Genomic DNA, 1,102 nt, shown 5'->3' on the forward strand with positions numbered 1-1,102 from the left:
GGCTAGGAGGGTGCCGGGGGGGCTGGTGCGGCGGACGCGGTGGGGCCGCCCGCGGAGGCCGGGGGCGGGCGGGGTGGGGGTGGGGGACATGGCCGCCTGCCGAGGGGTCGGGGATGGGGGTGTCGGGCGTTTCTCGGGGGCCTGGAAGCCTGCGCACAGCCCCGGTTCCGCGCCGGTGATTAGGGTACCGTGGGACGCGTGGCTCAGTACTGTGGTGTGATCGGAGAGGCGCTCGTCGACGTCGTGGTCTCGGACACCGCGACCCCCCGCGTGCACGTCGGGGGCAGCCCCCTGAACGTGGCCGTGGGCCTGAGCCGGCTGGAGCGGCCCGTCCTGTTCGCCGGCCGCCTCGGCCGCGATGCGCACGGGGACATGATCGCCTCGCACCTGCGAGAGAACGGCGTGCGCGGCCTGCTCGAGCCGGATGCCGGCGCCACCTCCATGGCCACCGCCCGCCTGGACCCCACGGGTGCCGCCAGCTCTGAGTTCGAGCTGGACTGGACGCTGCCGCCCGCCGCCGCGCTCGCCCGGGACTTCGACGACGCCGCCGGCAGCCCCCTGCACCACATGCATGCCGGCTCCATCGCCACCATGCTCGCCCCCGGCGACGCCGAGGTGATGGCCCTGCTCGAGCGGATATCCGCGGCCACGACCATCAGCTACGACCCCAACGTGCGGCCCACGATCGTGCCGGACCGGGCGTTCGCCCGCGCCCGCGCGGAGCAGTCCGTGCGGCTGGCGGACGTGGTGCACGCCTCGGACGAGGACATCGCGTGGCTGTACCCGGACCGCCCGCTGCGCGAGTCGCTGCAGGCGTGGCAGCAGATGGGCCCGGCGTTCGTGGTGATGACCCGCGGCGCCGAGGACATCGTGGCCGTCACCGCGCACGGCGTGGTGGAGCGCCCGATCGTGCCCGTGGACGTCGCGGACACCGTGGGCGCCGGTGACTCGTTCACCGCCGCCCTGCTCGCCGCCCTCGACGACCGCTCCCTGCTGGGCGCCGCGAACCGCGGCCGCCTGCACGCGATGGACCCGGCCGACGTCGAGTCGGTGCTGATCTACGCCTCCCGCGCGTCGGCGATCACGGCCTCCCGCCCGGGGG

Annotated in this window: 1 protein-coding gene; it reads left to right on the forward strand. The window is 75.5% G+C overall.

Annotation, left to right across the window (positions count from 1 at the left end; translation table 11 throughout):
• Window positions 1-198 precede the first annotated feature (198 nt).
• Window positions 199-1,102, forward strand: a 904-nt coding sequence (locus AB0N07_RS51840) for a carbohydrate kinase (protein WP_365848066.1), incomplete at its 3' end; no start/stop codon positions are given.

It is taken from the genome of Streptomyces sp. NPDC051172, from assembly GCF_040682555.1.
In the GTDB taxonomy this organism is placed as follows: domain Bacteria; phylum Actinomycetota; class Actinomycetes; order Streptomycetales; family Streptomycetaceae; genus Streptomyces.